Source organism: Shouchella xiaoxiensis (genome assembly GCF_016907895.1).
Lineage (GTDB): Bacteria > Bacillota > Bacilli > Bacillales > Bacillaceae_D > Shouchella > Shouchella xiaoxiensis.
Window position 1 is genome coordinate 34,736 of the sequence record NZ_JAFBCV010000003.1, and the last position, 23,042, is coordinate 57,777.

Sequence of the window (23,042 nt, forward strand, 5' to 3'; positions counted from 1 at the left end):
GAAAATTCCTCCTTATCATCATCACTACTCTTACTATTCCCGTTCCTTTTAAAGTTAAACAAGTGCTTCTTGGACTAAAGCAGACGAACATGAAACGTGCCGCCGTGGATATGAGAGAACATTTTCCCAGCAGCTTCTAATAAACGGTGTTGATCTTCCTTATCCATCGTTACTGGCATAAAGAAAAAATGGATGCCACTAGTTGAATTTTCATCCCACTGAGTCCTTTGTGCAACAAAGCTCGGAGACGCAATACAGCCTGAGGAATCAAATACTTGATTGTCTTTAACCACCATCGGTTGTCTTACTCGTTCATAGTCATGAAATGTAATTGGCATTTTGTATTCCATCATGAAAAAGCGTGTTAAGTCAAGTGCGGAGTCGATTGGTCGGTAATACTGTTCCGCCTGGATGTTTTTAAGGATTTGTTCATGGTGTTGGAGTGTTGTTTCTGTTGAAGATTTGACGACATGTTCGATTGATTGGTCAACTAAATCGAAAAATAAAAGTTCTTGATAAAATTGTAAGCGGCCCTTCAGCATTGGTGAAGATTCACTAATTTTAATTGCATCATATTGAATGGAGCCTATAGCCATAACAACCTCCTGAATGAATTTTACTTTCTTATTATGATTCTGTATGCTTAAAGAAATCAACAATTGTGTTTAGAAAAGGATGATTGGGCATGAACTACGCTCATCTAAAAGAAGAGTTAATAGAGTATAGCAAAACAATAGGAATTGATAAATTAGGCATTACAACAGCCGATCCTTTTTTATCGTTAAAGGATCGCTTGATCGCACAACAGGAAAACAACTTTGCGTCGGGGTTTGAACACTCGAATATTGATGAACGGGTAGATCCTCGATTGAGTGTTCAACAAGCAAGGACGATTATTTCGATTGCGGTAGCTTATCCATCGAAGTTGAAAAACCCGCCTAAAAGTTTACCAGGCAAAAGAAGAGGTTTTTTTTCAAGATCTTCTTGGGGAGTCGACTATCATGACGTGTTAAATGAGCGCTTAAAGAAATTAGAAGCTTTCTTGGAAGCAAGATGTGGTCCTGAAGCTATGATGCGTATGGTTGATACGGGGGCATTATCAGATCGAGCCGTTGCGGAACGAGCAGGAGTGGGATGGAGTGCAAAAAATACCTTTATTATAACGGAGGAATTTGGCAGTTACGTGTTTCTTGGCAATCTCATCACGACCATTCCTTTTCCAGTTGATAAACCGCTTGAGGATTTATGTGGTTCGTGTACGAAATGCATCGATGCGTGCCCTACAGGTGCGATTGTCGAACCAGGTGTTTTAAATGCCCAAGTCTGTCTATCCTATCAGACGCAGACAAAAGGATTTATGGCAGATGAATTTCGAAGTAAAATCGGAAATCATTTATATGGTTGGGACACCTGTCAGCTTGTTTGCCCATATAATAAAAAGATACCACAGCCTGCTCATAAAGAGATGGAGCCAGATCCTGAAAAGGTGAAGCCATTATTACTGCCGTTGCTCTCATTAAGCAATAAAGAATTTAAGCGTGAATTTGGTCATATGGCCGGATCTTGGAGAGGGAAAAAGCCCATTCAGCGAAATGCCATTATCGCGCTTGCACACTATAAAGATCAAACAGCTTTGCCAAAGTTAGTCGAGTTAATGCATGATGATCCACGTCCCGTAATAAGAGGAACAGCGGCATGGGCAATAGGAAAAATTGGAGACTCAAAAAAAGAGGAAAATGAATTATTAATAGCGAAAAAAAGAGAAGAAGATCAGGAAGTGCTGGAAGAAATTGATAAGGGGTTAACCCTACTCGGTTTTGCTGTCGAAAAATAACGTAGGGGGAGTGGCATGAGCGCATTAAAGAAATTTTATGTACAAAGAGTTGAGGCACCTGTAGGTTTACTAACGATTGTCGCAACGGAACAAGGTGTTTGCCAAATTCATTTTGGAGAACTCAAAAAAGCACATGTAAGTGCAAAATTGGCTAGAGCAGGCATTAAGCCAGAATGGGTTGAACAAGACACGGAATTTACGCAGACAGCAATTCAGCAATTAAAAGAATATTTTAATGGAACTCGTTCTAGCTTCACAATGGAGTTGGACCTGATTGGAACTCCTTTTCAACAGCGCGTCTGGACAGAATTAAAAACAATTGGTTATGGCGAAACGAAAACATATAAAGAAATTGCTGAAGGAATTGGTGCGCCAAAAGCAGTTAGAGCTGTGGGCGGGGCAAACAATCAAAACCCGCTACCAATTGTTATACCGTGTCATCGTGTAATAGGTTCTAATGGCGCAATGGTTGGCTATGGTGGGGGCTTAACAAATAAAGAACTGTTACTGTCGCTTGAGTCGAGCGTGAAAATTTCATAAAAACAAAGATAAAACCTGGCAGTCAGGCACACTGCCAGGTTTTATTTACTGTGTTAAGTGACTTTTCTAAGACATATAATGACGATGAGTCCCTGTAGTGCGTTATCGTATACCCTTGTCTTAAATAGTAAGTACAATTCGCCAACCTAGCTTCACACTTCATCTGCGTACAGTTCAATTCTTTTGCATAGTATTCTAGACTGTTAAGCAATTGCTTGCTAATGCCCTTACCTTGATAATTAGGATGAATACAGAAACGATGAAACAAACAGGTGGATTGGGTTATTTGAAATAAACACATTCCTATTACGTTCTCTTCATCAAAAAGAAGAAGTGCCTGATGGCCCGATTTTAGTTATATTCAAGTGTTTGAACGGTCTCATTTAATGCCGTTGCTACAACTGAGTCATCTTGATATCGCGAAAATGCAAGCTGTATTATTTTATACAGTTGAAGCGCGTCTGTAGCTTTTGCTAAACGAATCATTTATGTGTAACCTCCAGTTGGGTTTTGCTTAATTATACATATTAATTAATTTTTATTCAATGAAAAGATTGAGAGGAGGCTTCCTAAATGAAAACAGATTTGATAAAAAAGCTGCACGAACACATACGGAGTTTAAATATTCGTTATTTATCAAATGACTCTGCTGAATTTGAGGAAGAGGAGGCGGTTGCCCTTCGTTTAGAAAAGAAGGAGCTCAGTCAGCGTGATGCTAAAATCGTATGGTCACAAGTGTCTGGCGATGTGGTTTCAATACAGTCTTATAAAGACTCGACTCAAATTGATTATGCCATGCTTTTAGAACGTTTAATTGTCCAAAAGAACCAAAGTTATGTAGAAGAAAGAATCGTTAGGCGAAGAGCACAATTTCAAAAAAATAAATTGTGTGCAGACATTCGACTTGTAACGTATCCGATTTCTCAGGAATCGGATCCATCAGAACCATTCCAGTTCATTCGCAATGCTGAAACTGGAAAGTATGATCGGCGTAATGCTGTTCGCTATGCTGAAAGATGGTGGAATGATTATAATCCAGCATTTAAGCAATTTAAAGACAATTGCACAAATTTTGTTTCACAATGTTTGTACGCGGGCGGTGCGCCAATGACAAGCACAGCTTCTAAGCAAAGAGGTTGGTGGTACAAAAATAAAAATTCAATGAGTTTAAGCTGGTCTGTTGCCCATTCATTACGATGGTATTTAAGCGGGGCCGCTAGTGGTTTGAGGGGAATTGAAAAACAACGCGCTAGTGATCTTTTACCTGGTGATGTGATTTGTTATGATTTTAATGGTTCAGGTAAATGGGATCACCAAGCAATTGTAGTCGCAAAAGATGCTTTTAATGAACCATTGGTTAACGCACAAACGGTTAACAGCCGGATGCGCTACTGGACCTATCAAAATTCTCCCGCATATACCCCGGACATCCAATATAAGTTCTTTCGAATAGTGACAAACTAAGAGGCAGAAAGATTCAATTTCTGCCTCTGTTTTATTATGATATAGTAATGAAGGACAAGCTTCTATCTAGGTAAAAGGAAGTGAATAAAATGGTCAAAACTCGCTTCGTTGCACATTTGTTTTGGATAATTACGATGTTACTAGCTTTTAGCGCTGTCTTCATTCAAGATAATGTTTATTTGCTTATTGGAATTGTCGTATGCGTTCTTTTAACAATTTGTTTCTATACAATTCATTGGTACAAAACTAAAAAAGAAAATGTTTGAGGTGTAAAATGGGTTTACATATTGTGCTTTACCAACCAGAAATACCTGCTAATACTGGCAACATCGCTCGTACATGTGCAGGAACAAACACAACGCTTCACCTAATTCGGCCGCTTGGTTTTTCAACAGATGATAAAATGTTAAAACGAGCAGGTTGTGATTATTGGCCAAACGTAACGATTGTTTATTATGATTCAATCGATGAATTTTTTGAGGAAAATAGCGGAGGCGAATTCTTTTTTATTGAAACAGTTGGCACAAAAAATTATGCTGATTTTGATTATTCTTTATTAGAAAAAGACTATTTTTTTGTGTTTGGGAAAGAAACGACGGGTTTGCCTCAAAGCGTTATTGATACTCATTTGGATCGCTGTTTCCGCATTCCGCAGACAAATGTTATTCGCTCTTTAAATTTATCAAATACCGCAGCCATTATTATTTATGAAGCGTTACGTCAACAAGGTTTTCCGAATCTAACTTAAAAAAAACCTGCTCATAAAGGCAGGCTCGCAACAAATGTATTGTATAAGCGAAAAGCAAAGTAGAACACGGTAAATAAAAAAGTAGACCAAAATAGAAGTTGAAATGAAACATAACCAATTAATCCAGGCACGGTTAGTGATTCAGCAATACGATAGATTACAAACAACAAATAAGCAAAAGATGCAATGAGAAACAAGAGAATAATAACAAAAATAAACTTTATAGCAATTAAGGAGAGGACGCTAGCTCCGAAATAAATCCAAGCGCCGCCTTGCATTTGTTGCCAAAGTGCTCCGTTCTCATCTTTAGAAAAGAAAAGTAAGGCAAGCGAATTAATTGTATCAGCAACAATTTTTAACGCTGAAAAGACCATAAAAGAAAGAAGTAAAAGCATAACAATTAGTCCAAGTCGAAGCTCATTTACAGATAATAATTGGGTCATCCCTGATAATACACCGTTATTCTCTAGCCAAGTAATGACAAAACCTTGTCCGTATAAAGCAAGAGATAAACTAAAAAGAAAAATACTTATTAGAGGGAGGTGACCCGTTAAGTAACGGTTCATGTTCATTCTCCTATGTAACGGCCTGTGATCTAGCTCACAGGCCTCTTTTTTTGCTATTTAGTGTAATGGTGGACAACTTCATACGCATGAAGCTCGTTCGCGCTTGATGCAGGCTTCTGGCCAGACTGTTTTTGACCTCCGTGTGCCTTTGAAAACGCATCGCTTGCCAACCAGTTTTCATAATCCTGCTTTGACTCCCATTTTGTGTAAACAACTTCTTTTTGGGATTCATCTACATTACTAAGAAACATAAATTCAATACAGCCAGGAACTTGAGCCATATTTCCTGAGGCTTTTCCGAAACGCTGGTGAAGCATCTCTTTATTTTCTGGTGAGACGTTTAATTCATTCATTACTATATACATAGTTAAACACTCCTTCAATAAAATAAAATTTGTACTAGAAAACCTTTTCAAGCTTGCCATGATTGGCTATAATAGAGCAGAACGGTCACGCTCTTGCAAGGAGGAGTTTTTTGATGAGAACGTTTCTAATGATGAGTGTCTGTGTCGTTTTTTTGATCTCCATTTTCGCTGGAGGTTATGAGGACAACCCTCATAAACGCTAAAAGACCAAAGGAAAACCGGGGAACCGGTTTTTTTTAATTTCGAATAGCGGCTGCCCAGATGTTCATAGCGGGTCGCTGTGGCCCCAAATCCTCAACAAATCCTTCATCTCTTCCAACCCAAACCGATGCTGTGTATTGATCCGTCATTCCGGAAAATGCCAGGTCACGATAAAGACTTGTTGTTCCTGTTTTTCCGCCGACGTAGCCGTCTTGATCAATCGTAATGTGACGTCCAGTCCCTGAATCAACCACTTCTTTTAACAGTTCGCGCATCTTCTCATTTGTTTCATAACTCCAAATTTGAACCGGTTCTTCTACAGGCCATTCGTATAGAAGGTTTCCATGTTCATCATACACACCTGTAATCGCTCTGGCGTGAGTAAATTGACCATCCCTTGAAAAAGCCGTATAAGCTTGTCCCATTTCAAAAACAGAGACATCGAGTGCACCAAGCGCAAGGGAAAGCTCTCTTTTTTCATCCTGCATTTTACTAAAGTTCATTGGTTCTAAGTAGGCAATTGCGTTATCAATTCCCGTTTCATTTAGTAAATATTGTGCAGGAATGTTGTACGATTGTTTGAATGCTTCTTTTAAGGATATAGTGCCTGGTCTTACATCATTATAATTTGTTACACAACCAAGCGAGCGTTTATCATAATCTTCTTTTGAACAGGATGAAAGTGGATTCCCATTAAGCATCATATCAAGCGACGCACCGGTTTCTTCAATATAAGGCGCATAATCGATTAATGGCTTAAAGACTGATCCATGTGGGCGATAAGAATGAAGGGCGTACATTAGATTACCTTTCTGATAATTCCTCCCGTTGCCGATTGCCACAATGGTGTTATTCTGATGATCAATTACAATGGCTGATCCGAGAACATCCTCTGGTAATTCGTGATAAAAGCTGTCGACAAGGCGCTGCTGTCGGTCTGATTCTAGTGCCGTTTCAATTTGAATACCTTGATTGTATAACTGAGTAAGGCGAGTCATCAATTCTTCTCCTGATAAACCTTCAACTTCAGCTATGAGCCATTTCATTTCTTCAAGCACGAGATCACTGTAATCAGGGTAGAGATTCGCACGCTTTGATTGATGAAGATCAATCGGTTCATCAATCGCTTGGACATAATCGCTCTCGCTAATATAACCCTCTTGTTTCATTTTTTCTAGAACCCATTCTTTTCGCTGGTTTGTATTTTCGCCATTTGTAAGTGGATCATAGTAAGTCGGGTTATTCGGGATCGCAGTTAGAAAAGCGACTTGTGCTAATGATAAGTTGCTGACGGTTTCACTAAAATAAAGTTGACTTGCTGCTTCAATTCCGTACGCGTTGTTTCCAAAAAAGATGGAGTTTAAGTAGAGTTCAAGAATTTCTTCTTTTGAGTACTGTTGCTCAAGTTCATACGCATATAACAATTCACTAATTTTCCGCTCGTAAGTACGAGAGTGATCTAAGAAGATATTACGAACCATTTGCTGTGTAATGGTGCTCGCCCCTTGATCAATTCCACCTTTGTCCACATTTGCTAAAAAAGCTCGTGCCATCCCTGAGATATCAAACCCATGGTGATCAAAGAATCGGCGATCTTCTGTAGCAACAAAGGAGTGTATGACGTTTTCCGGCATATTTGAGTACGGTAAATAGATTCTGTTCGTATCCTGTACTAATTCAGCAATAACACGCCCGTCTTCATCTGTAATGGTGCTGTTAGAAGACAGATAAAGGGCATCGCGGTCAATATGGTCACTGACAACATGACTGACAGATTGAACGGACGATACTTCTGCTGTTGCATATGTAAATAAAAAAATACTGAGAAATGCAAATAAGGCAACAAAACCCCAGCCAACAATTGTTTTCATGGCAAAACTCACTTTCTATATAGCATCAGTTTTAAGTATAGCATTGTTTTGAATATACGGACAGCAAGAGCTTTTTATGAAAAACCAGCATGTTCATTTCTCCCCGCGCATAACGTTAATTAATCTCGCTTACACGAGGATGGAGGTCATCGTAATGAATATATTAAACAAGATTGAACAATATCGCGATGTGGAAGAGCGTTTGAAATGGGAAGGAACTTTTGCTGATTACTTGAAAATGTTAAAAGAGAAGCCATGGATTGCACAAACCGCTCACTCTCGTGTGTACAATATGATTAAAGATGCGGGTGTAGAGGAAGAAAACGGAAAGAAGAGCTATTCTTTTTTTAAAGATTCCATTTATGGCCTGGAAGACTCTCTCGAAAAATTAGTTGAGGAGTATTTTCATTCCGCTGCCAAACGTTTAGATGTGCGAAAACGAATTCTATTATTAATGGGTCCGGTTAGCGGTGGTAAATCAACACTTGTGACGATGCTCAAGCGTGGGCTGGAAGATTACTCTCGCAAGGATCAAGGTGCTGTATACGCAATTAAAGGGTGCCCAATGAATGAAGACCCGCTCCATTTAATTCCGCTTCATTTAAGAAAAGATTTTCAAGAAGAATTTGGCGTAAAAATAGAAGGAAACCTTTCTCCGCTGAACATGATGCGCTTAGAAACGGAGTACAGTGGTCGTATTGAAGATGTAAAAGTAGAAAGGGTATTCTTTTCTGAAGATAAACGAACTGGGATTGGGACGTTTTCTCCATCTGATCCTAAATCACAAGATATTGCTGATTTAACCGGTAGCATTGATTTTTCAACGATTGCTGAGTTTGGGTCGGAATCTGATCCAAGAGCCTACCGTTTTGATGGAGAGTTAAATAAGGCGAACCGAGGAATGATGGAGTTCCAGGAAATGCTGAAATGTGACGAGAAATTTTTGTGGCATTTGCTGTCGTTAACACAAGAGGGGAATTTTAAAGCAGGTAGGTTTGCTTTAATATCAGCTGATGAGCTCATACTGGCTCACACGAATGAATCTGAGTACAAATCGTTTATTTCAAATAAGAAAAACGAAGCACTGCACTCAAGAATTATCGTCATGAAAATTCCGTACAATTTAAAAGTAACCGAGGAAGAGCGAATTTATAAGAAAATGATTGCTGATAGCGATTTGGCCCATGTTCATATCGCTCCACATGCACTAAAAGTTGCGGCGATATTTACCATTTTAACCCGGTTAAAGGAGACACATAAGGCGGGGATTGACCTAGTCAAGAAAATGAAATTATATGATGGTGAAGCGGTTGAAGGCTTTAATGTACAAGATTTAAAGGAGATGCAGTCAGAATTCAGTGATGAAGGAATGAGTGGAATTGATCCACGTTACGTCATTAATCGTATTTCTTCAGCTATTATTCGCAAACAACTTACGTCGATTTCTGCACTCGACGTTCTGCGGTCGATTAAAGAAGGTCTTGATCAACATGCATCGATCTCCAAAGAGGATCGGGAGAAATACACAGATTATATTACAGTGGCGCGTAAAGAATATGACCTAATTGCTAAAGAGGAAGTACAAAAAGCATTTGTCTATTCGTATGAAGAGTCAGCTAAAACATTAATGGACAATTACTTAGATAATGTGGAGGCTTTTTGTAATAAAAACAAGCTGCGCGACCCTTTAACTGGCGAAGAAATGTCACCAGATGAAAAGCTTATGCGTTCAATTGAGGAGCAGATTGGTATTTCTGAAAACGCTAAGAAAGCCTTCCGTGAAGAGATTTTAATTCGAATCTCAGCATATGCTCGCAAAGGCAAAAAGTTTGAATACAATTCGCATGAACGTTTGCGAGAAGCGATTCAAAAAAAGCTGTTTGCTGATTTGAAAGATATTGTAAAAATTACGACTTCTGTGAAAACACCGGATGAATCTCAATTGAAAAAAATGAACGATGTTATTGCGAGATTGATTGATGAACACGGCTATAACTCAGTTTCTGCTAATGAATTGTTGCGTTATGTAGGGTCGTTATTGAATAGATAAACCAATTGGAGCCCCCTTGTCAAAGACATGGGGCTTCTTGTTCTTTTCTGTAAATAATGGTACGTTTAATAGCAAGATTGAAATGCAGAAAGTGAGGAACGGGATTGGCAGAGACAAATGTTAAATCAGAAGTGTGGGGTTGGGTAAAGGCCATTGTGATCGCCGTAATAATTGCTTTAGTTGTTCGAACGTTTGTTGTAACAAGTTTTGAAGTAAGTGGTATCTCAATGGAACCAACCGCTCATGATCAAGAACGCTTTGTTGTAAATAAGTTGAGCTATCAGTTTGGAGAACCTGACCGTTTTGATCTTATTGTTTTCGATGCGACAGAAACGGAACGGTATATTAAGCGAGTAATTGGTCTACCAGGAGATACGATTCGGTTTGAAAATGACCAGCTCTATGTAAATGATCAACCAACGGACGAACCATTCCTTGATGAGGTTCAAGCCTCTTATGATGGAATATATACGAGTGATTTTGAGTACGAAGGAACAGTGCCTGAAAACCATGTTTTTGTTATGGGTGACAACCGAGGAAATAGTAAAGACAGTCGTTCGATTGGGCCTGTACATGAAGATGACATCATTGGAAAAGTCGGTCTGCGCTTCTGGCCATTAACAGAATTTGGTTTTATGAAATAAAGCACATTTACTGTGCTTTATTTTTTTATGTATAAGCAGAACGGATCTTTTGTGATTCAAAAGGAATGCTTTTGAATGGTCAGTCTTCGCTTTATACTTAGCTTATAGATTGAAGGAGGCGATTATGTTGATTAAAGGAATTCATCATGTGCAACTGACAATTCCAACAGGCATGGAGGAAGAAGCAATCACGTTCTATTGTGGTGTTCTAGGCCTATCACAAGTCGAAAAGCCAGATTCATTAAAAGATAGAGGTGGTTTTTGGCTCTCGTTAGGGAATCAAGACGTTCATGTGGGAACGGAGACAGATGTCGATCGTTTAAAAACAAAGGCCCATATTGCTTATGAGGTTGAGGGTATTGCCTACTGGCGGGAAAGACTTAAAGAAAAAGGTTTTTCTATTTTAGAGGGGATTCCTATTCCGGGTTTTGACCGCTTTGAATTTCGCGATCCATTTGGAAATCGAGTTGAATTAATAGAAGCTATTGTGTAAAGGAGCCGATGATGACAACATATAAGACAGAACGACTAATCTATAGAGATGTATCAAAGGCGGATATCCCATTCATCCAGGTATATGCATCAGATAAAGAACTTTCAAAAAAGACGTTAAATATTCCGTATCCGTATCCAAATGATGGTGCTGAACAGTTTTTTAAGGCAACGGTAAAAGCAGAAGCAGCGGGTTTGATGAAGCTTTTCGTAATGGAGAAACAAGACGAATTTGTTGGAACAATCGCTTTGACGATCAACAACCAGGAGAACAGTGCTGAGCTTGGTTACTGGGTGGCTAAACCTTTCTGGGGATTAGGTTTAGGAACTGAGGCAGCTCATTTTATCTGTGGGTTTGCTTTTAAGCAATTAGGTTTAAACAAATTAATGGCTTCTGCACAAGCTGACAATATTGGGTCAAAGCGAATACTAGAGAAAATCGGTATGCATTTAACCGCTACAACAAAAAAAGACCGATTTCGTATGGGGAAATGGTCTGATACAGTTCATTATCAACTGATGTCGCAGGATTTTAATAAAACAATTGTTCAATGAAATGATCCCCTCGTTTAAAAAACATGTCCCAGTCTCGGTATAGCTTTGTTTCTTCTTTGGCAACCTCTCGCAAACCATCTTCGGTTAATTCAATAATTTGTGCATTCGGATACATAAGTAAAATAGGTGAATGAGTAGCAAGAATAAGCTGAGACTGGTCCTCTTCAAGGGTTTTTAACGCAACAAGCAATTCAAATTGAGATGTTGCAGAAAGCCCTGTTTCTGGTTCATCCATTAAATAAAAGCCTGTTCCCCAAAAGCGGTTTTTTACTAATTCCTTTAAGGCTTCACCACGGGAAAAACTATGCAGTTCTCGTCCAAATAAACGGTCAGATAAAGCCGGTGTGAAATCATCTGGCTCGTCCATATTCGATATAAGATTATAAAACGATTCAGCTCTGTAAAAATAAGCGTCGTTTGGTCGGTAAGGGCCACGAGATAGTGAACAAAACTGGTGCAGTGAAGAGTGAGATTCTTTTGTTATGAAACGATGATTCTTTGAACCGCCCTCCATATTTAGCCCAACTAATGCAGCAATTGTTTCTATTAAAGTGGATTTACCTGTTCCGTTTTCACCCGTAATGATTGTAACCGGTTTATGAAAATGAATGCTAGGTTGAAGAAAGGGTAAGTGGTGTGGGTAGTTATGGGTGTTTTCTGGTTTCTTATAATGGACTGTTTGAACAAAAAGATTATGAGGCTTCATTGCAGACTCCTTTCAGACTTTTAATTTTTGGATTACTTGAAACTGGCTTGTCCGCTTTAATTAGTTAGCAACTCTTCATCTCTCCTTACATAGGATAAGTTAAGCAAGGAGAAGAAGTCCAGTTTATCATATGCAGCAACTTAATTAATGTGCGGATTAACCGTATAAATGGGAGGGCATGTATGGAAAGAGACAGCCACCACCAGTACATTGTGTCGCAGGAGAACTGGTCCCTCCATCGAAAAGGGTTTCAGGACCAGCGTCGACATCAAGAAAAAGTGCAGGAAGCAATTAAGAAAAACCTTCCTGATTTGGTTAGTGAAGAAAATATTGTTATGTCAAATGGAAAAGATGTTATTCGAATTCCTATTCGTTCCCTTGACGAATATAAAATTCGCTACAACTATGATAAGAATAAGCATGTTGGTCAAGGAAAGGGTGATAGCAAAGTAGGTGATGTTGTCGCAAAAGATCCAAATGGAAAAAAAGAAGCGGGACCAGGAAAAGGCCCTGGCGCTGGAGATCAAGCAGGTGAAGATTATAGTGAGGCTGAAGTCTCAATTATCGAATTAGAAGAAATGATGTTTGCAGAATTAGAGCTACCTAATTTAAAGAAAAAAGAAGAACAAGAATTAATAATTGAAAACATAGAATTTAATGACATTCGCAAAAAAGGCTTAATGGGGAACGTTGATAAACGTCGGACCATTCTTGCCGCAATAAAACGAAACGCGTTAGCTGGAAAAACCGGAATTATGCCGATTCATAATGACGATCTTCGATTTAAAACGTGGAATGAAACAATTCGACCTGAATCAAAAGCTGTTGTCATTGCAATGATGGATACAAGTGGGTCTATGGGGCGTTTTGAAAAATATGTGGCAAGAAGTTTCTTTTTTTGGATGACTCGCTTTTTACGAACAAAGTATGAAAAAGTAGAGATTGAATTTATTGCTCATCATACAGAGGCTAAAGTGGTTAGTGAGGAGGACTTTTTTTCAAAAGGAGAAAGTGGAGGGACGATTTGTTCTTCTGTTTATAAAAAGGCACTGGAGTTAATTGATGACAAGTATAGTCCGAATGCATATAACATCTATCCGTTTCACTTCTCCGATGGGGACAATTTAACGTCCGATAACGCTCGCTGCGTGAAACTGATTCAGCAGTTAATGGATCGATCCAGCTTGTTTGGCTATGGAGAGGTTAATCAGTATTCACGCCACTCAACGCTTATGAACGGGCTTAAGAAACTCGAGGGAGATGAACGGTTTAAATCATTTATTGTTAAAGAGAAAAAAGACGTTTATGACGCATTAAAGCATTTCTTTAAAAAATCTGAGGAAGCCTCTGTATAAGATTGGAAAACAGACAGCGGATAATGAACCCTGTCTTTTTTTCTTGGGTCAAAGAGGTTATCAAATAGTTTATTTTCAGGAAACCAGAGAAGGGTTGTATGCCAGTCTTGATTCGAACGAAGCATGGTATGATCGATCTTAACTTTCTGATACCACTATTTAAAAAAGGACCTGTCGCAGAAAGCGTCAGGTCCGCACTTTCAACGTCCTAATTCGGTTTTTTCATCAAAGTCCGGCATCGTTGTGGGATCAAGTGGATGGTCATGATGAGTGGCAAAAAAAGTTCCGCCAGAAACATCTTTGACATTATGAACGACAACAAAGGCATTCGGATCAACGGAATGGACTAATTTTTTTAAATAAAATAAACGATGTGAACGGACAACAATGTAAATGACTTCACGCTGCTCTTTTGTGTAGCCCCCGTAACCATTAAAGATCGTGGCGCTAGAAGCCATTTCTTTCATGACGCGTTCTGAGATTTCCTGACCTTTTGGAGAGATGATATTCACTGCTTTTTTAGCATCAAAGCCTTCAAGCACATAATCGGTTACTTTTTTACCAATGTAAAGAGCAATAATTGTATACATCGTGTAGATTGGTCCTATAACAAACACACCAGATACAACGATGACTGCGTCTAGAATAAAGTTCGTACCGGTCAATTCCCAGCCAAAGCGGTGATTTAACATCCTCGCTATAATGGATGTTCCACCTGTAGAGCTTCCTGCTCTAAAAATAAAGCCAAAGCCAACGCCCGTTAATAATCCAGCGAAAATAGCAGCGAGCAACGTATCTTGAATTGGTTGTCCAAGGTTCTCAGTAAAATAGATAAATAAGGACAACAAAGGAACGTTTATGATGGATTTGTAAACCATATGACGAGGCAATAATTTAAAGCCTATTACAAGAAGAATGGCGTTGAGCACAAAAGTAACAAGTGCTGGAGACAGTTCAAATGAAAAGTAGAGTAATAATGATAACCCGACAATGCCTCCTTCAGCTAATTGGTTTGGCATTGCAAATAAAGTGATGGATAAGCTAAATAATAAGGTACCGATCGTTAAATAAACATATTCTTTCATTACGCACATTCCTTTCTTTACAGGTGAAAAGAAGTAGTCTGCACAATCTGCAGACTACTTCTTACCAAGTCTTTCTTCAAGTTGCTCTACTAAACCAACAATTTCAGCGGTCCGTGCTTCCCGGTCGGCTTCTTCTTGGGCTTTTTTCATGGCTCGCTGTACTTCTTCGTTTGAAAGCTCTGCTTCGAGTTCCTGTGTTTGGCTTAATGCTTCTGCATACTGCCTGAGTGCATCGGCTTCTTGCCCAATAATTTCAGTTTCGCAAGCACCACCAATGGCAATATTATGTTCATGTCCAACGAAGGAACAGTTCTCGATAAATCCACCAGCATGAAGCAAGCGAACTGCGCAAGTACCGCCATTTTCAATCAAGCATTCTCGAACGGTTGGTGTACTTCGACGCACATCGATTTGAGCTTCATAATGACCGGTTAGTTGACAATGTTCAATAAGACCACTGGATTGCTGTTCAAAACGAATGCCACTTTCATAACTATCAAATAAGCGGCTCTCATTCATTGACAGTGTTGATTCATTGGATACATAAATTTGTGGATATAAATCATGATGATGATAGAAGACACTGTTTGAGACCATAGCGTGACTATTATCTTTTATATAAAGGCCGCTTTGCGAACCTTCAAATACTTGAACATCATCTATTTCTGCTTCGCTTTGATCAGCAATCACAATCTGATTAAACTCATTTTCATAGAATCGGCAGTGAGCGATATGTGCGCTAGCATTCTCAGTTAACCATAGTCCATAGTGTTTGCCATAAAAAACAGAGCTATGTTTAATGCTTAACCGTGCCCGCTCGCTTGCAGCGACTTGTGGCAAATGATGTCCAAATATATCACTAGACTCAATATGTGCGTACGCGTTATTTGCAAGAGTAATTCCTGACTTCTCACCAAATTTTATCGTTGAGCGATAGACATAAATTGAACCAGCTTCAACCGTTACATGATGATTTGTATGTGACGTAAGCATGGAATTCTCAATTTGAGCATTGCCACTGTTACGGACAGCAATTGCGATGTCTCCAGTCTCAAGATGAGAATTTCTTAGAACTAATTGTCCGCCTTCACTATTTAATTGGATGGGATAATTATCTGTTATTTTGCATGTTTGAAAGCTAATTCTCGCATCATCAAGGCTTTGTGCAGCACCTGATTGGCTTTCATAGATAAAGCAGTCTTGGAAGGTTGCCTCACTTTGACCTTGAGCTTTTATCTGCATATTTTCGGAATGGTGGCCGTAAATCTGGCAGTTCTCAATCAAGCTTTTGCTTTGCTGGTCGAAGTTAAAAGCGGTACTCTGCCCTTGATAAATATGGGCATGTTTCATAATGAACCTGCCTTTGCCACCAACATAAACTTGTGAACCTAACTGACCGTAGAAGGCGCAATACTCTGCTCTTGCACGTCCAGTTATGTACAGACCGATTCCGTTATGTCTAATCGTCGCATCGGTTAACGATAAGTGACCTTGTTCTTTTACGTCAATCGCATACTTTTTGATTTGGTTAAACTGACAATGAACAACTTCGACATGTCCTTTCTCAATAACGAGCCCCAAATCTGATTTTGCAAAAGTTAGGTTTTTGACTGACACAGATGCGTTTTCAATGATCGTTACAGATCCAGATAGAATAACGTCTTCTGGATCAGATGAAACACCGATAAGCTTAACTGATTTAGCAATAACTATTTTTTCGCGGTATACTCCCGCGTCAATTTCAATGTGATCACCATCATTTGCATCTAAAACTGCTTGTTCAATTGTTTTATATTTTGAGAGCAACTTTCGGGAAACATGAATTTTTCTCACGCTTTTTCACCTCAATCTGTCTAAAGTATACCTGCTTTTAACAGTGCTGTCCAAAGGCGTTTTTAAAATATTTGCCAAATGAAACACAGAGTAAAGTTTTGAGTAGATGGAATAGAGATGTTTGATGATGCCATCCTAGGAGGTATACCATCTTTAATAAGAATAAAGGAGGAAACAAGGATATGGATTTTCATAATTACTTAACGGAAGGTATCCCAAAACAAACTCAGGCAAAACAGCCTGGAATGGAAGGAGAAATGACTCCACAGCCCATTTTTGAAGACGAATCTTATAAAGGTTCTGGTAAATTAACAGGGAAAGTGGCGTTAATTACCGGAGGCGATTCTGGAATTGGCAGGGCTGTAGCAGTGGGTTATGCAAAAGAAGGAGCTCATGTAGCGATCGTTTATTTAGATGAACATGAAGATGCGGAATTTACAAAAAGGAGAGTGGAACAAGAAGGCGTTCAATGCATTACGATTTCAGGGGATATTACTGAAGAATCTTTCTGCGTAGGGTGTGTGGAGCGAACGGTTGCTGAATTAGGTGGATTAGATATTCTTGTGAATAATGCCGCTGAGCAACATCCTGTAAATGATTTAAGAGAACTTAGTGATGCACAGTTGAAGCGGACATTTGCGACAAACTTTTATTCCTATGTCTATTTTACCAAAGCAGCGCTCGATTACTTACAGCCAGGAAGCGCCATTATAAATACGTCTTCCATTAACGCCTACCGTGGAAACGTCTCTTTAATTGATTACACAAGTACCAAAGGAGCAGTAACGGCGTTTACACGTTCAATGGCGCAATCTCTAGCACCACAGCACATTCGTGTTAACAGCGTAGCGCCTGGACCAATTTGGACCCCACTTATTCCTGCATCCTTTGATGAAGAAAAAGTGGCGAAATTTGGTCTTCAAACTTTAATGGGGCGAACAGGGCAGCCAAGTGAGCTAGTTGGTGCGTATGTCTTGCTGGCTTCTAATGATTCCTCTTATATGACCGGACAAGCTATTCATATAAATGGTGGGGATTATTTAAGCTCATAAAAAAATAAGAGCGGCTCAGCGTTAATCAGAGTCGCTCTTTCTCCATTTTAGCGAGACATTTTTGTGACAAAATGGTAGCGATCCCCGCGATAGTGAGAGTAAACGGCTTCGAGGACACGATTGTCTTCTAAGCGTGCCTGGCGGCGAATTGCTAATAAGGGGGAACCTTTCTCAACCTCAAGCAGGGCAGCATCTTCAGACGTTGCGAGTATGGCTTTAATTGTTTGTTCCGCATCATTGATTATATAGCCGCATTCTTGTTCAAAGTACTGGTAAAGAGAAGAATGCAAGACACCTTCATGTAAATCAGGTGCTAGCTCACAGGTAATATACGTTTGCTCTAGCGCAATAGGCATATGGTCAGCTAGACGAACCCGTTTAATTGCAAAGACCATGGTGCCTTCACTTATGCCCAATATGGAAGCAATCTCACCTGTTGCTTCAACCCGATTAAACGAAAGGAGCTTAGAGCCAGGTTCCATTTCACGGTTTTTCATATCTTCTGTAAAACTGGTCATTTTTGATAACGGTTGTTCAATATTGGGCCATGACACAAATGTGCCTTTTCCTTTTTCACGGTAAAGTTTTTTTTGCTGAACAAGATTTGTTATTCCTTGTCTAATCGTCATCCGGCTTACCCCATATTCTGAAGCAAATTCTCGTTCAGAAGGGAGTGCTTCGCCTGGTCGTAATACACCGTCTTTAATTTGTTTATCAATTAAGGCTTCTATTTGAAAATAAATAGGAATAGGAGATTGCTTATCAATCATGATCCTCTTAACCTCCAACACAGGAATAATAATTAAAGTATATCACATTTATGAAAAACAACAATTGGTATAGACAACTAAACAACTAGATAATATAATAAACGTAGTTAGTATGATACGAATGAGGTGAATAAAATGGCGGAATATGTATTTCAAGCAAAGAAACTTATCACGGGAAAACCGGGAGATGCGTTAAAACAAGATCAGTTTGTAGCAGTGAATCAAGGAGTTATTTTAGCCGTCGGTGAAGGTGAAGGAGACCGCTATATAAATGAGGCCACTAAAGTCATTCAGCTAGAAGCGAATGATACTGTTGTACCGGGGTTTATTGATTTACACATTCATGGAACGCACGGTGTAGACGTCATGGATGCTTCAGATAAAGCGCTTGAAACAATGGCAATACATTTACCAGAAGAAGGCACGACGAGCTTCTTGGCTACAACCATTACCCAAAGCCCAGACGCAATTTCAGATGCGATTCAAGCGATTGCTGATTTCTCTGCTAAGAAAAAAGGAGCAGCGCTTACTGGTGTTCACGTAGAAGGACCTTTTATTAATGAAAAAAGAAAAGGGGCACAGCCTGCTGCCTTTATTGGTGATCCGTCAATCAAACAAATGCAGAATTGGATCGATTTAAGTAAGGGGAGAATTAAGCAAGTCACTTATGCTCCTGAGCGTAACGAAGGTATTGCCTTTACCGCTTTTCTGAGCGAGAGAGGAATTACCGCTTCTATTGGACATTCCGATGCGAACTATGAACAGGTGAACAGTGCGATTCAAGCTGGTGCAAACCAAGTGACTCATTTGTTTAACGGCATGAGTCCGTTGCATCATAGAGAGCCTGGTGTGGCCGGAGCAGCGCTGCTGTTTGATCAATTAGATGTTGAGTTGATTGTCGATGGCATTCACATTCATCCTGAAATTGTACGATTTGCATGGAAAGCAAAAGGGACAGATCGTTGTCTACTCATTACAGATTCAATGAGGGCGAAAGGTCTTGATGAAGGAGAATATGATTTAGGTGGACAACAGGTGAAGGTTGCAGCTGGAAAGGCTACTCTTTTGGAATCAGGGAGTTTAGCTGGTTCGGTTTTGAAAATGAATGACGCGGTTAGTAATATGATTCGTTTTACAGGATGTAGTCTTGCAGAAGCCGTGCAAATGGCTACTTACAATCCAGCCAAAAAAATTGGGATTTTAGAGCAGACGGGAACAATTGAGCAAGGGAAACATGCAGATCTAACCGTATTAAGAAATGAAAAAGAGGTAATCCTTACGTACTGTAAAGGTGAAGAAGTGTTTAGGAAGGACTGACTGCTATGAATGTCATATATGTAAAAGATAGTAAAGAGATGAGTGAAAAAGCAGCTTCATTGTTATTTTCACGAATGAAAACAACAGAAGGTCAACTAAATTTAGGGTTGGCTACAGGTGGAACGCCACAAGGAACCTATGAGGAATTGATTAAAAAGACAAGAGCAGCAAACCAATCGTTTGCACAAGTAAAAACATTTAATTTGGATGAATACGTTGGGCTTTCTGAAGAAAATCATCAAAGCTACCGTTACTATATGAATACTCATTTCTTTAACCATATAGATATTCCAATAGAGCAAACGTTTTTGCCGAATGGAATGGCATTAAATTTAGAAGAAGAATGTGCTCGATATGAACAGTTAATCATTGATAATGGAGGCATTGATGTTCAGTTGTTAGGAATTGGTAGTAATGGTCATATTGGCTTTAATGAACCAGGAACGCCATTCAGTGAAGAAACACATTTAGTGAAATTAGCTCAAGAAACAAAGGAAGCAAATGCCCGCTATTTTAATGATCAATCTGAGGTACCGAGTCAAGCTATTACAATGGGAATCGCCTCTATCATGCGAGCAAAAGAGATTGTATTGCTTATCTCGGGTGAAAATAAAGCAGATGCTTTTGCAAAATTCATGAATGGGACTTTGAGTGAACAATTTCCGGCTTCCATTTTAGAAACACATGAGAATGTAACTGTTATTGTTGATGAAGCTGCTGCAAATAAGATGAATTAAAAAAAGAATCTCTAGAATTAGAGATTCTTCAGATTGTCGAGAAAGCCTTGGATCTGTAAACCAGGGCTTTCTCTTTTTTGTCTAGCGTTTTAGTTTAGGTGCTTTTAAATAGGTACCAGCTCGCCAAATCCATTCTAAAGGTCCCATTAAGAAGAACCGCAACCAAACGGTACTTGCGAGAACTTGGATGAGATAAAATCCAATTGCTATTAGTGTTCCGTAAAAAAGTCCAAGTTCTGCAAACAAGCCAAACCCATAACCAGCAAACAAGAAAGTAAAAACAATCGATTGGAATAAATAATTTGTGAAGGCCATTTTACCAACAGCTGCGAAAGGGGCAAAGAGCTGGTTTCCTAAGTAATGGACAAGCAGCGCAATACACCCAGCGTAAAATAGTGCAAGTGCCGGCGCGCCAATTGAATAAGAGAGTAGCTCAAGCTGTGAGTTTGTTCCTTCAACATAAGCATTTGGAAATTTAGCAATCAAACCAACAATCAGGAACAGCGGAATGCTGATGAAAAAGAGCCGCTTATGTTGAGTAATATCTTCAAGCCATTTTTTTCGAGCAACGTAAGCACCAATTAAAAACATCGGCATAACGGTGATGACTGCGGACAGTTGGAAAAAGATCTCTCCAAAAACAAATAAAGCACCATTACCTGCTGAGATACCAATTAAATCATAAGTTGATCTCAAAAGAACATGGTCACTATAGCTGCCTTCACTAATAATTGCTTGTTCCACTGTGTAAAAAGCAGGAGGTGTCACTTCACCCATGTCTGGTAACAGAACCATTAAGGCGATTGCGGCGAACCAAATAAGAGCACTGATACCAATCCCCCTTGTTGAAAGGAAGAGAAAAGCAAAAAGCAGCATGGCTGTTAATGCGTATGTAACAAGGATGTCCCCGCGCCAAATAAAGAGTAAATGAATAAGTCCAAAGAGTAACAACAAGGTCGTTCTTCTCCAAAAAACAGGAGAGTAGCTTGTTAATCGTTCCGTTAAGCGCTGTTTTTGCAGCGACATGCCATAACCAAATAAAAATGAAAAGAGGGTAATAAAACTTCCATCTACTAAAAATCGTATAAGGAAATGAGTAGCTTCATCAAGTTGACCATTCTGATACATTCCCGTGACAGGTTGAACACTGCCGAGCATACCAAACTGAAATACAATGCTATTCGCAATGAGTATACCAAGTAAGGCAACCCCCCGCATAACATCAAGAGAAACGATTCGATTTTGATTTGTGTTAATTCCGTTCATCATTTGTCTCCTTTAAACAATATGTGTATGTAATTTCCATTAATCATGCCATATCTTATCGAAAGTGAAAAGGTAGACTTCAATCTATTTCTATTTTCATGTTAATTTAGTACACTGAAAAGGTGAGTTCTTGCGTTAAATGAAGGCTAAGAATGTGTAGGAGGACAGAGAGATGAATGAAGTTTTGAAACAGATGAGTGCACACCGTTCAATACGTGCTTATAAGCACCAAGCTGTGTCTACTAAAGAAATTGAACGAATTACAACGGCAGCAAGATGGGCCTCTACGTCTAATCATGTTCAGGCCTATTCAATCATTGTCGTTCAAGACGATGAAAAGAAAAAGCGATTAGCTGAGTTAACTGGCGGACAGCGTTGGGTTGAAGAGTGCCCTGTCTTTTTTGTTATCTGCTGTGATTTCTCTAGACATAAAGCAGCAAGTACTGAACATCAGGTTTCATTTGACATTGGCGGAGTGGAACAAATGCTAGTTGGTGCCGTTGATGCAGCTCTTGTAGCACAGAATATGCTACTTGCAGCTGAATCACTACAATTGGGTGGAGTAATGATTGGTGGAATTCGAAACAACCCGCGTGAAGTTTGTGAGTTGCTTACATTACCTCAACATTCTTTTCCGGTAATGGGACTTGCTGTCGGGTATCCTAACCAAGAGGTTGATCAGAAGCCGCGATTGCCTCAACCAGCAATTGTACATATGGAAGAATACAATCATGAGCAAGACCAATACATTCAAACCTATGACACAGAAATGAGTCAATATTATACAGAGCGAACAAATGGTAAACGCACAACAGGTTGGACTAAAGCGATGGCCGAGTATACAAAAATGAGAAAGCGTCCTCATCTAGACCAATTTTTGAAAGAACAAGGTTTTTTACATGAGCGTCATAGTGAAACGAGAATGATGCAGGATGGGGGAGATGTATAATGAATCATTCAATAGAATCAATAAGAGATATTTATTGTGTCGGTAGGAATTATGCGAAACATGCTGAAGAACTTGGCAATGATATTCCGGATGAACCGTTGCTTTTTTCTAAGCCATTAAGTTCACTTGCTTTCGCAGATGGGAATGAGCTCACTTTTCCAGGGAGTAAAGGAGAAGTTCATTATGAACTTGAGCTTGTGTTAAAGATTGGTAAAGACGTTGAAGAGGGCGACCTGTTAGACGATATTGTTACAGAAATGGCATTAGGAATTGACTTAACATTGAGGGATATTCAGGCGCAGTTAAAAAAGAAAGGGCATCCGTGGCTTCGTGCAAAAGGGTTCCGTAATGCAACGATTTTATCCGAATTCTTTCCGTTTCCTGGAGAAAATGAATTAAAACAAATTCCTTTCTCATTGGTCAAGCAAGGTGAGACGGTTCAAAAAGGCTATTCAGAACAGATGATTTTTAGCTGTAGTAAGTTACTGGAGGAGTGCCAGCGTGAATTTGGGCTTAAAAAGGGAGATTTACTCTTTACTGGTACACCAGAAGGGGTTGGTCCAATTCAGAATAAAGATGAATTTCAGATGTATTTTGCAGGCGATTTAAAAGGACAATTCCTGGTGAAGATTGAATCATAAA

General features: G+C 39.3%; 24 protein-coding genes and 1 pseudogene. 14 read left to right on the forward strand and 11 right to left on the reverse strand.

All coding sequences use genetic code 11. The annotated features are described in order from the left end of the window. Nucleotides 1–74: 74 nt before the first annotated feature. Entirely contained in the window at nt 75–596 is a 522-nt protein-coding gene (locus JOC54_RS05540) for a hypothetical protein (RefSeq protein WP_204465033.1), read from the reverse strand. Nucleotides 597–685: 89 nt separating this feature from the next. Here JOC54_RS05540 and queG point away from each other — a divergent pair, with 89 nt between their 5' ends. Both queG and JOC54_RS05550 read left to right on the forward strand, forming a co-directional pair. After that, complete coding sequence (gene queG / locus JOC54_RS05545) at nt 686–1,834, forward strand: tRNA epoxyqueuosine(34) reductase QueG (protein ID WP_035418532.1); 1,149 nt, start codon at nt 686–688, stop codon at nt 1,832–1,834. A 15-nt stretch (nt 1,835–1,849) separates the two neighbouring features. After that, nucleotides 1,850–2,374 carry a methylated-DNA--[protein]-cysteine S-methyltransferase gene (locus JOC54_RS05550; RefSeq protein WP_204465035.1) on the forward strand — a complete coding sequence of 175 codons (525 nt, stop codon included), beginning with the start codon at nt 1,850–1,852 and terminating at the stop codon, nt 2,372–2,374. 22 nt (nt 2,375–2,396) lie between these two features. Here JOC54_RS05550 and JOC54_RS23335 read toward each other — a convergent pair. Continuing rightward, nucleotides 2,397–2,708: pseudogene (locus JOC54_RS23335) on the reverse strand (GNAT family N-acetyltransferase); the annotation flags it as partial. A gap of 17 nt (nt 2,709–2,725) precedes the next feature. Then, nucleotides 2,726–2,860, reverse strand: coding sequence for a hypothetical protein (locus JOC54_RS23150; protein ID WP_275582686.1), 135 nt, complete (start codon nt 2,858–2,860; stop codon nt 2,726–2,728). Between the two features lie 87 nt (nt 2,861–2,947). Between JOC54_RS23150 and JOC54_RS05560 the strand changes: the two genes are divergently transcribed. Together JOC54_RS05560 and trmL are read left to right on the forward strand one after the other, a co-directional pair. Continuing rightward, nucleotides 2,948–3,838 carry an amidase domain-containing protein gene (locus tag JOC54_RS05560; protein WP_204465037.1) on the forward strand — a complete coding sequence of 297 codons (891 nt, stop codon included), beginning with the start codon at nt 2,948–2,950 and terminating at the stop codon, nt 3,836–3,838. A gap of 274 nt (nt 3,839–4,112) precedes the next feature. After that, nucleotides 4,113–4,586 carry a tRNA (uridine(34)/cytosine(34)/5-carboxymethylaminomethyluridine(34)-2'-O)-methyltransferase TrmL gene (trmL, locus tag JOC54_RS05565; protein ID WP_204465038.1) on the forward strand — a complete coding sequence of 158 codons (474 nt, stop codon included), beginning with the start codon at nt 4,113–4,115 and terminating at the stop codon, nt 4,584–4,586. A gap of 11 nt (nt 4,587–4,597) precedes the next feature. On the opposite strand, the gene JOC54_RS05570 is transcribed toward trmL, so the two are convergent. From JOC54_RS05570 to JOC54_RS05580, 3 genes are all read right to left on the reverse strand, one after another. Then, nucleotides 4,598–5,152 carry a DUF5366 family protein gene (locus tag JOC54_RS05570; protein WP_051991110.1) on the reverse strand — a complete coding sequence of 185 codons (555 nt, stop codon included), beginning with the start codon at nt 5,150–5,152 and terminating at the stop codon, nt 4,598–4,600. 53 nt (nt 5,153–5,205) lie between these two features. After that, the gene (locus JOC54_RS05575) at nt 5,206–5,517 is read right to left on the reverse strand and encodes an antibiotic biosynthesis monooxygenase family protein (protein ID WP_035418537.1); all 312 of its coding nucleotides are present in this window, start codon (nt 5,515–5,517) and stop codon (nt 5,206–5,208) included. Between the two features lie 236 nt (nt 5,518–5,753). Then, a complete protein-coding gene (locus JOC54_RS05580; protein ID WP_204465039.1) occupies nt 5,754–7,589 on the reverse strand; it encodes a transglycosylase domain-containing protein in 1,836 nt (611 codons plus the stop codon). Between the two features lie 154 nt (nt 7,590–7,743). Between JOC54_RS05580 and JOC54_RS05585 the strand changes: the two genes are divergently transcribed. The 4 genes from JOC54_RS05585 (at nt 7,744) to JOC54_RS05600 (ending at nt 11,330) form a co-directional block, all read left to right on the forward strand. After that, the gene (locus JOC54_RS05585) at nt 7,744–9,639 is read left to right on the forward strand and encodes a PrkA family serine protein kinase (protein ID WP_035418538.1); all 1,896 of its coding nucleotides are present in this window, start codon (nt 7,744–7,746) and stop codon (nt 9,637–9,639) included. A 104-nt stretch (nt 9,640–9,743) separates the two neighbouring features. After that, a complete protein-coding gene (gene lepB / locus JOC54_RS05590; protein ID WP_035441758.1) occupies nt 9,744–10,283 on the forward strand; it encodes a signal peptidase I in 540 nt (179 codons plus the stop codon). Nucleotides 10,284–10,410: 127 nt separating this feature from the next. Next, nucleotides 10,411–10,776 (forward strand): VOC family protein, encoded by a 366-nt coding sequence (locus tag JOC54_RS05595; RefSeq protein ID WP_204465419.1) that lies wholly within the window; start codon nt 10,411–10,413, stop codon nt 10,774–10,776. Between the two features lie 11 nt (nt 10,777–10,787). After that, complete coding sequence (locus JOC54_RS05600) at nt 10,788–11,330, forward strand: GNAT family N-acetyltransferase (protein WP_204465040.1); 543 nt, start codon at nt 10,788–10,790, stop codon at nt 11,328–11,330. Here JOC54_RS05600 and JOC54_RS05605 read toward each other — a convergent pair. Beyond that, nucleotides 11,308–12,036 carry an AAA family ATPase gene (locus JOC54_RS05605; RefSeq protein WP_035418540.1) on the reverse strand — a complete coding sequence of 243 codons (729 nt, stop codon included), beginning with the start codon at nt 12,034–12,036 and terminating at the stop codon, nt 11,308–11,310. The two genes, JOC54_RS05600 and JOC54_RS05605, sit on opposite strands and share 23 nt — an antisense overlap. A gap of 182 nt (nt 12,037–12,218) precedes the next feature. Here JOC54_RS05605 and yhbH point away from each other — a divergent pair, with 182 nt between their 5' ends. Then, complete coding sequence (gene yhbH, locus JOC54_RS05610; RefSeq protein ID WP_035441549.1) at nt 12,219–13,391, forward strand: sporulation protein YhbH; 1,173 nt, start codon at nt 12,219–12,221, stop codon at nt 13,389–13,391. 200 nt (nt 13,392–13,591) lie between these two features. Here yhbH and JOC54_RS05615 read toward each other — a convergent pair whose 3' ends face one another. Continuing rightward, on the reverse strand, nt 13,592–14,476 hold the full coding sequence (locus tag JOC54_RS05615; RefSeq protein ID WP_051991117.1) for a YitT family protein: 885 nt from the start codon (nt 14,474–14,476) through the stop codon (nt 13,592–13,594). Between the two features lie 54 nt (nt 14,477–14,530). Further along, entirely contained in the window at nt 14,531–16,309 is a 1,779-nt protein-coding gene (locus tag JOC54_RS05620) for a right-handed parallel beta-helix repeat-containing protein (RefSeq protein ID WP_204465041.1), read from the reverse strand. A gap of 182 nt (nt 16,310–16,491) precedes the next feature. On the opposite strand from JOC54_RS05620, the gene JOC54_RS05625 reads away from it, so the two are divergent. Continuing rightward, nucleotides 16,492–17,361: an SDR family oxidoreductase gene (locus JOC54_RS05625; protein WP_204465042.1), complete on the forward strand. Its 870-nt coding sequence runs from the start codon at nt 16,492–16,494 to the stop codon at nt 17,359–17,361. 47 nt (nt 17,362–17,408) lie between these two features. Here the strand turns inward: JOC54_RS05625 and JOC54_RS05630 are convergent, their stop codons facing one another. After that, nucleotides 17,409–18,131 carry a GntR family transcriptional regulator gene (locus JOC54_RS05630; RefSeq protein WP_035418542.1) on the reverse strand — a complete coding sequence of 241 codons (723 nt, stop codon included), beginning with the start codon at nt 18,129–18,131 and terminating at the stop codon, nt 17,409–17,411. 135 nt (nt 18,132–18,266) lie between these two features. Here JOC54_RS05630 and nagA point away from each other — a divergent pair, with 135 nt between their 5' ends. Both nagA and nagB read left to right on the forward strand, forming a co-directional pair. Further along, a complete protein-coding gene (nagA, locus tag JOC54_RS05635; protein ID WP_204465044.1) occupies nt 18,267–19,448 on the forward strand; it encodes an N-acetylglucosamine-6-phosphate deacetylase in 1,182 nt (393 codons plus the stop codon). 5 nt (nt 19,449–19,453) lie between these two features. After that, nucleotides 19,454–20,185 carry a glucosamine-6-phosphate deaminase gene (gene nagB / locus JOC54_RS05640; RefSeq protein WP_204465046.1) on the forward strand — a complete coding sequence of 244 codons (732 nt, stop codon included), beginning with the start codon at nt 19,454–19,456 and terminating at the stop codon, nt 20,183–20,185. Between the two features lie 81 nt (nt 20,186–20,266). Here the strand turns inward: nagB and JOC54_RS05645 are convergent, their stop codons facing one another. After that, nucleotides 20,267–21,451: a DUF418 domain-containing protein gene (locus tag JOC54_RS05645; protein ID WP_204465048.1), complete on the reverse strand. Its 1,185-nt coding sequence runs from the start codon at nt 21,449–21,451 to the stop codon at nt 20,267–20,269. A gap of 172 nt (nt 21,452–21,623) precedes the next feature. Here JOC54_RS05645 and nfsA point away from each other — a divergent pair, with 172 nt between their 5' ends. Both nfsA and JOC54_RS05655 read left to right on the forward strand, forming a co-directional pair. Beyond that, nucleotides 21,624–22,400, forward strand: coding sequence for an oxygen-insensitive NADPH nitroreductase (gene nfsA / locus JOC54_RS05650; RefSeq protein ID WP_204465050.1), 777 nt, complete (start codon nt 21,624–21,626; stop codon nt 22,398–22,400). After that, complete coding sequence (locus tag JOC54_RS05655; protein ID WP_204465052.1) at nt 22,400–23,041, forward strand: fumarylacetoacetate hydrolase family protein; 642 nt, start codon at nt 22,400–22,402, stop codon at nt 23,039–23,041. Before nfsA ends, JOC54_RS05655 begins: the two co-directional genes overlap by 1 nt. Nucleotide 23,042 lies beyond the last annotated feature (1 nt).

What these genes read in the sequence shown, in the direction of transcription:
- nagB (WP_204465046.1), top strand. Translation starts at nt 19,454, where the DNA reads ATGAATGTCATATATGTAAAAGATAGTAAAGAGATGAGTGAAAAAGCA.
- JOC54_RS05550 (WP_204465035.1), top strand. Translation starts at nt 1,850, where the DNA reads ATGAGCGCATTAAAGAAATTTTATGTACAAAGAGTTGAGGCACCTGTA.
- JOC54_RS05585 (WP_035418538.1), top strand. Translation starts at nt 7,744, where the DNA reads ATGAATATATTAAACAAGATTGAACAATATCGCGATGTGGAAGAGCGT.
- JOC54_RS05570 (WP_051991110.1), bottom strand. Translation starts at nt 5,152, where the DNA reads ATGAACCGTTACTTAACGGGTCACCTCCCTCTAATAAGTATTTTTCTT.
- JOC54_RS05630 (WP_035418542.1), bottom strand. Translation starts at nt 18,131, where the DNA reads ATGATTGATAAGCAATCTCCTATTCCTATTTATTTTCAAATAGAAGCC.
- JOC54_RS05605 (WP_035418540.1), bottom strand. Translation starts at nt 12,036, where the DNA reads ATGAAGCCTCATAATCTTTTTGTTCAAACAGTCCATTATAAGAAACCA.
- nagA (WP_204465044.1), top strand. Translation starts at nt 18,267, where the DNA reads ATGGCGGAATATGTATTTCAAGCAAAGAAACTTATCACGGGAAAACCG.
- JOC54_RS05625 (WP_204465042.1), top strand. Translation starts at nt 16,492, where the DNA reads ATGGATTTTCATAATTACTTAACGGAAGGTATCCCAAAACAAACTCAG.
- JOC54_RS05575 (WP_035418537.1), bottom strand. Translation starts at nt 5,517, where the DNA reads ATGTATATAGTAATGAATGAATTAAACGTCTCACCAGAAAATAAAGAG.
- trmL (WP_204465038.1), top strand. Translation starts at nt 4,113, where the DNA reads ATGGGTTTACATATTGTGCTTTACCAACCAGAAATACCTGCTAATACT.
- JOC54_RS05615 (WP_051991117.1), bottom strand. Translation starts at nt 14,476, where the DNA reads ATGAAAGAATATGTTTATTTAACGATCGGTACCTTATTATTTAGCTTA.
- yhbH (WP_035441549.1), top strand. Translation starts at nt 12,219, where the DNA reads ATGGAAAGAGACAGCCACCACCAGTACATTGTGTCGCAGGAGAACTGG.
- JOC54_RS05580 (WP_204465039.1), bottom strand. Translation starts at nt 7,589, where the DNA reads ATGAAAACAATTGTTGGCTGGGGTTTTGTTGCCTTATTTGCATTTCTC.
- queG (WP_035418532.1), top strand. Translation starts at nt 686, where the DNA reads ATGAACTACGCTCATCTAAAAGAAGAGTTAATAGAGTATAGCAAAACA.
- JOC54_RS23150 (WP_275582686.1), bottom strand. Translation starts at nt 2,860, where the DNA reads ATGATTCGTTTAGCAAAAGCTACAGACGCGCTTCAACTGTATAAAATA.
- nfsA (WP_204465050.1), top strand. Translation starts at nt 21,624, where the DNA reads ATGAATGAAGTTTTGAAACAGATGAGTGCACACCGTTCAATACGTGCT.
- JOC54_RS05560 (WP_204465037.1), top strand. Translation starts at nt 2,948, where the DNA reads ATGAAAACAGATTTGATAAAAAAGCTGCACGAACACATACGGAGTTTA.
- JOC54_RS05600 (WP_204465040.1), top strand. Translation starts at nt 10,788, where the DNA reads ATGACAACATATAAGACAGAACGACTAATCTATAGAGATGTATCAAAG.
- JOC54_RS05645 (WP_204465048.1), bottom strand. Translation starts at nt 21,451, where the DNA reads ATGAACGGAATTAACACAAATCAAAATCGAATCGTTTCTCTTGATGTT.
- JOC54_RS05655 (WP_204465052.1), top strand. Translation starts at nt 22,400, where the DNA reads ATGAATCATTCAATAGAATCAATAAGAGATATTTATTGTGTCGGTAGG.
- JOC54_RS05540 (WP_204465033.1), bottom strand. Translation starts at nt 596, where the DNA reads ATGGCTATAGGCTCCATTCAATATGATGCAATTAAAATTAGTGAATCT.